Origin of the sequence: Roseateles sp., from assembly GCF_031397715.1 — a bacterium.
Classification (GTDB): domain Bacteria; phylum Pseudomonadota; class Gammaproteobacteria; order Burkholderiales; family Burkholderiaceae_C; genus Paucibacter_A.
Window position 1 is genome coordinate 1 of record NZ_JANNMI010000261.1, and the last position, 6,234, is coordinate 6,234.

Annotated in this window: 4 protein-coding genes and 1 pseudogene; 2 read left to right on the plus strand and 3 right to left on the minus strand. The window is 63.6% G+C overall.

The window, feature by feature from the left end; translation table 11 throughout:
• Both RMO57_RS11435 and RMO57_RS11440 read right to left on the minus strand, forming a co-directional pair.
• Window positions 1-1,615, minus strand: a pseudogene (locus RMO57_RS11435) (B12-binding domain-containing radical SAM protein); the annotation flags it as partial.
• A gap of 83 nt (window positions 1,616-1,698) precedes the next feature.
• Entirely contained in the window at window positions 1,699-2,979 is a 1,281-nt protein-coding gene (locus RMO57_RS11440; protein WP_310386714.1) for a TIGR03790 family protein, read from the minus strand.
• A 618-nt stretch (window positions 2,980-3,597) separates the two neighbouring features.
• Here RMO57_RS11440 and RMO57_RS11445 point away from each other — a divergent pair.
• Window positions 3,598-4,359, plus strand: a complete 762-nt coding sequence (locus RMO57_RS11445) for a sulfite exporter TauE/SafE family protein (protein WP_310386715.1) — start codon at window positions 3,598-3,600, stop codon at window positions 4,357-4,359.
• A 100-nt stretch (window positions 4,360-4,459) separates the two neighbouring features.
• Entirely contained in the window at window positions 4,460-5,278 is an 819-nt protein-coding gene (locus RMO57_RS11450; protein WP_310386718.1) for an HDOD domain-containing protein, read from the plus strand.
• Window positions 5,279-5,290: 12 nt separating this feature from the next.
• Here the strand turns inward: RMO57_RS11450 and RMO57_RS11455 are convergent.
• The coding region (locus tag RMO57_RS11455) for a GGDEF domain-containing protein (RefSeq protein WP_310386721.1) at window positions 5,291-6,234 on the minus strand (944 nt) is incomplete at its 5' end.

Below are 6,234 nucleotides of genomic sequence, written 5' to 3' on the forward strand. Positions count from 1 at the left end.
GAATGCAACCGGCCTCGAACAACTGGCGCACGTATTCCAGCGCGTCGACCGTGTCTTGCACCGTCTGCGTCGGGAAGCCGTACATCAGGTAGGCGTGGACGAGGATGCCGGCGTCGGAGAATCCGCGCGTGACGCGCGCCACCTGCTCCACCGAGACGCCTTTTTTCATCAGCTTCAGCAGGCGGTCCGACGCCACTTCCAGGCCACCTGAAATCGCGATGCAACCGCTGTCGGCCAACTGCTGGCACAGGGCCGGCGTGAACGACTTTTCGAAGCGGATGTTGCCCCACCACGAGATCGACATCCGGCGCCGCGCCAGTTCGTCAGCCAGCGTCTTCAAGGCCTTCGGCGGCGCGGCCTCGTCGACGAAGTGGAAGCCGGTCTCGCCGGTTTCCTGCACGATGGCCTCGATGCGGTCGACCAGGGTGGCGGCCGACGCGCCTTCATAACGCGAAATGTAGTCGAGGCTCACGTCGCAAAAGCTGCACTTCTTCCAATAGCAGCCGTGGGCCACCGTGAGCTTGTTCCAGCGCCCGTCGGACCACAGCCGGTGCATCGGGTTCAGCATGTCCTACAGCGACAAATAGCGGTCCAGCGGCAGGCCGTCCCAGGTCGGCGTGCCGACCTCGGCGAAGGCGATATCGGCTTCAACAAAGTTGATGTATTTGACCTGGCCCGCTTCTCGCACAAAAGTTCGCACCAGCCGCTGCTTGGAGCGTTTGCCGTCCAGGTGTTCCAGCAGCGCCAGCAGCGGGCGCTCGCCGGCGTCCAGCGTCACATAGTCGAAGTAGTCAAACACACGCGGCTCGGTCAGCTCGCGCAGCTCGGTATTGACGAAGCCGCCGCCGAGCGCGATCACCATGTCGGGATGCGCGGCGCGAATGAACTGGGCGATCCGGAAGGCCGCATAGACGGCGCCGGGAAAAGGCACCGAGATCAGCACCAGGCGCGGACCATGGCGCTCGATCGCCGCCAGCGCCAGCTCGCGTAAGCTGATATCGACCAGGTTCAGCGGCGCCGCCAGCGCCTCGGCCAGCGGCTCGAAGGTCGGCTGGCTGGTCGCCAGCGACTCGGCATAGCGGACGAACTCGAAGCGCGGGTCGACCGCGTCGCGCAAGACGTCGGCCAGGTCGTTCAGGTACAACGTAGCCAGATGGCGAGCCTTGTCCTGCAGGCCCAGGGCGCCGAAAGCCCAGGCCAGCGGGTCGCCGCCGTCTTCGTCGATATAGACATCGAGCGAGGCAAAGCGCGGACCCTCGGGCAGAAACTGGCGGCCGCAGATGCGATGCGCGAGCGTGCTGTCGCGCCCTTGCAAAAACGCGATGGTGGCGGTGATGGTGGTCAGATAGGCGTCAAAGGCCTGATCGAAGCCCTGCACCAGCGGCGTGCGCTTGGCCTCGGCCAGGGCGTGGACGGACTCACGCAGAGCCAGCAGGCCGGCGCGCGAAAACAGCTTCAACATCAGGGCCAGAGCGAGATCTTCCTGCACCGCGTCGACCTTGCGCGAGCGCAGAAAGCCGGTCAGATAAGCGGTCGACGGATAAGGCGTATTGAGCTGGGTCATCGGGGGGATGACGGACAGCACACGCATGGCTGGTAGAGACTGGGGGGACATAGAGGCGCCTGGAGGGAGCCCCATTTTGCCAGTCCGCTCGAAAGCCGGCCGCTGGGGGGGCTAAGTGGCCGCGTTCATAGCGCTCAGAGCGTGCATTGCAGGGCCGCGTCGCTCGGGCAAGGGCCGCGCCAGCGCAGCTCGGTCGCATTGGCCGGCGGCAACGGTGAGCGCAAGGTCTGCGCCTCGGCACGCACCGTCTTGAAGGCGGCCAGCGCGGTCCAGGTACCCGCCGCACCGACACGGTACTCCAGGCTGTAACTGGCGTTGCTACGCAGCGCCCGCGTGCTGATCAGGTACTGGCCGTTCTCCAGCGTGAAGCTGGGGCTGTCGGGAAACGGTCGCGCCAAAGGCTCGCCGACGAACAGGCCCTGACCCGGCCAGTGCACCGACTTCCAATAGGCCTCGATGACGGTCGCGCCGCGGAAATAATGCTCGATCAAGACCGACGCTTTAGGAAACTTCTGGGTGAAATTGCAGGGCTCTTCGACGGTGCCGAAGCTGGCAGTTGCGCCGGCGTCCAGCCAGTCGGTGATGGGCATCTGGCCCGAGCCGGGCAGCAGGCCACCGTACGAGGTCAGGTGGTCGGCGACGGCGCCGGGCCGAAAGCCAATGCTGCCGAGTTTGAGCACCTTGGACAGCCCGGTGAAGTAAAACAGCACATCGCTCTTGTTCTCGATGGCGTCGGCCGCGGCGCCGGCCGAGTTGTCGCTGTAGTTGAGTTGCAAGCGGCCGGCCCAGGCGGCGGGCAAGGCGCTGAAGTCGGCATAGCGCACGCTGCGCGCCGCGTCGCTGGTGCGCAGCAGATAGCCGTCGCCGGCCGGCCGGCTGGCGTCGGCGCGCACACCCCGGTCGATCAGGGTCTTGGCGGCGGCTAGGCTGGCCGCACCCAGCAGCATTGAGGGCCGAATTTTGTGATCCGCCCAGGCTTGCCGGGACTCGGAATCGAAATAGCTCGAGGGCGCCGTGGCGGAGCAACCGCCGCAGTACTTGCTGTCGAAGCCGAAGGCCATCGCGCTGGTGATGCTCATCGCGCAAGTGCCGACTACCCGCGACGGCGCGGTCCAGGTCAGCAAGGTGGCCTGCACGCCGGCCGGCAGCTTGGCATCGACGTCGGCCTTCAAGACGGCAAAATCAGCCACCGAGATCGTCGCCGAGCTGGTGTTCAGCTTGACACGGATGATGTTGGCGGCCGGGATGCCGCGTGCCGCTTGGTAGTAGCCGGCAATCGCCTCCGATTGCACGTCGCCGTCGACCACGATCACCGCCAACTCCCCCGGCCCCAAGCCTGCACGCGGCAAACTGAAGCCCAGGGTCGTGGTGGCGCTGCCGATGGGCACGGGCGTCGGTGCGGGCGCCTCCGCCACGTTTGAACTTCCGCCGCCCCCGCCTCCACAGGCCGCAAGAAGCAGAACCGAAAACAACAGCAAACAGCTACGCAGCGGCCGCCATTGAGGCCGCGAGCCAAGTTGCGCGTCAAAGTTGAATGCATTCATAAGCCAAATTGTTCCGCGTCGCCATTTGGGTCAAAGCGGATGATGACCGCTGCTTTGCCACTTGTTTGCCTGTTCCAAGTTGCCACAATGGCTATTTGGGCTGATTTGGGGCGCGGTGATTCGCAAAAACACCACAGAGTGTGCAAGCCTCGGGGCCGCCGGTGAACTGAATCAGTGCGCTGGAAGTTTTGTACAGAGCTATATTTGGCAAACGATAAGTAAACAGTGAGTGCGTACCAACTAGACCAAGTCGGTGCATGCAGACCGTAAAAACCCCAAGTGCGGGCATGCCCAGTCGGCCCTACATTGCGCTCACTCGATGCGTCGGCAATACGGACGCTAGGGCGGCATGAGGAGACAATCTCAGGCAAGGCGGTACCCACAAAAAAGTGACACTGTCACAATCGACGGGCACCTGAAACTGGTTTTCAGGTGCCTGTTTTTCTTTGCAGGTTGGCCGCCGCATCTATTCATCGTTGATATCCCCGCATGCTTGAACTTGTGACCGTCGCGCTGGCCTCGCTCTTGGCCGGATTCATTGACGCGGTGGTGGGCGGCGGTGGCTTGATCCTGGTGCCTGCCCTGTTTGGTGTGTTCCCCCAAGCGCCCCCCGCCACCCTGTTCGGCACCAACAAGGGCGCGTCGATCTGGGGTACGGCTTGGGCCACCGCTCAATATGCAAGGCGCGTGACGCTGAATTGGCCGGCGCTGTTGCCGGCCGCTGGCGTTGCATTGCTGGGCAGCTTTGCCGGCGCATGGACGGTCACCCTGGTTGACCCCAGTTTCTTGCGCCGCGCCTTGCCGCTGATCTTGCTGCTGGTTCTGGCCTACACCTTGGCCCGCAAAGACCTGGGGCGGCAACATGCGCCCCGCTTCAGCGGCCGGGCGGAAACGCTGATGGCCGGCGGCATCGGTTTGATCATCGGCTTCTATGACGGTTTTTTTGGCCCCGGCACCGGCAGCTTCTTTGTGTTCCTGTTCGTGCGCTTGCTGGGCTATGACTTCCTCCACGCCTCGGCCACGGCCAAGCTGATGAACACCGCCACCAATGCGGCGGCGATCGCGTTGTTTGCCTACAAGGGCCATATTTGGTGGCATATCGCGGCCGTGATGGCCGTCACCAATGTGGCGGGTAGCCTGGTCGGTACCCGCATGGCTTTGGCGCGCGGAGCCGGCTTTGTGCGCGGCATGTTTATCGTCGTGGTCGGCGGCCTGATCCTCAAGACCGGCTGGGATGCGTTCTTGCGCTAACTGTGTATTGCAACGGTTGCTTGCAAAGTCTCGCTGACTTAGCCCATCAAGCGGGCCGTTCAAAGACTAAGATCGAAACAGTTTCAGGAGACTTTTAGCCATGCCCGTCGATCCAACATTGCGCACCCTTGATATCGAGATTCCGACTCAGCCCGAGGTCCTGGTCAAGCTGTCCTTGTTGATGGCGGCCGAAGACATTGATCTGCTGGCGATGTCTTCACTGGTCGAAACCGATATGGCCTTAGCCGCGGCCGTGCTGAAGGCCGTCAACTCATCGCTGTATGGTTTGCGCGGTCGGGTGCAGACAGTGCACCAGGCGCTGACCTATCTGGGCATGCGCGAGGTCGCCTCGATCACGTTCGAGATGGGCTTGCGTGCGGCGTTTCCACCGGCAGCCGAGTTGGAGCCGGTCTGGAAGCGCGCCGCCGAGCGCGGCTTGTTGATGGGGCGAATGGGCCAGATGTTGGGCATCGACCCCTGGGCTGCCCATTCGGCCGGCTTGTTTGAGGAATGCGGCAAGGCGGTGCTGTATCGGCATGCGCCGGCTCATTACCCGGCGATGTTGCGCGCGGCCGCCAATGATGTGGAACTGGTGCAGCTGGAACACACGGCATTTGGCGTTAGTCATGATGCCTTGGGCGCGGCGCTGTGCGAAAGCTGGGGCCTGGCGCCGACCGCGGTGGCCAGCGTGCGTCATCATGTCGAGGTGCAAGCCCACTTGATCATGCCCGAGAGTCTGCAGCGCCGCGGCGTGAGCGCGATCTCGACGATTGCGTGGGCGCTGTTGCTGCAACCCGAAAGACTGGATGAAGTGGCCAGCAGCATCGCGCCACAAGCATCGCTCGACGAAGCCTTGGTGCTGCGTGCAGCGCGCCGTGTCAGCGATCAAATGCAGCAAGCGCTGGAACGCGATCGCTGACCCCAGCCAGCCTCAGGCCCGCTCTGTATGCCCGCTGGAAGCCGCGGCTAGGCTTAGCCGGTCGCGGCCAGCATGTTTGGCGATGTAGAGCGCCTCATCTGCAGCTTGCATCAGCGCTTGCGGGCTCAGATAAGGATGAGTCGGGCTGTAAGCGGCCAAGCCGATGCTGACGGTCAGCACCTGGCCATGAACCCCGCCTTCATGCGGCAGCTGCAGCTCACGCAGGTCCTGGCGCAGCTGCTCAAGCAGGCCCTGCGTGACTTCTAAGCCAAAACCTGGCAGCAAAGCGACAAACTCCTCGCCACCGAGGCGCGCCACCAGATCGGTGTCACGCTTGAAACGCACCGCCAGCAGCTGCGCGAAGCGGGCCAGCACGGCGTCGCCGCTCGCCACGCCGTAGCGCTGATTGAAATTCTTGAAGTGATCCAAGTCCAGCACCGCCAAGGCCAAATGGCCACGCTGGCGTTGAGCGCGCTTGAATTCGCGCCGCAGGCCTTCGTCAAACTCGCGCCGATTCGCCAGGCCGGTCAGCTCATCAATGCGGCTCAGTCGGCCCAGCTCCAGATTTTTTTGCGCCAGCGACTGCTCGGCATTGCGCAAGGCTTCTTGCTGTCGCTGCACTTCAATGCGCAGGGCCTCCGCGCACGCTTGCTCGTCCTGCAATTGCTGCCACAGGCTGTGCTGCGCGCGCGTGATGGAATGCGAAATACGCGCCAACTCGTTCGGCGTCCTTGGCTCCGGCATCGGTGGCGGCTGGGTCGGGTCAAAAGCATCGGCGTGGCTGGCCAGGCGACGCAACTGCTGCAAGGGCCGCAACAGCATGCGGTCCAGCACCACGATCAAGACCAGGCTCAGCAGCGAGACCAAACCCAGGTCTCGCCACAGACTCGCCGGCATTTGATCGAGCAAAAAGCTGTTTTGCAGCGCATTGGTCAGCGCCGCCAAATCTTTCACGG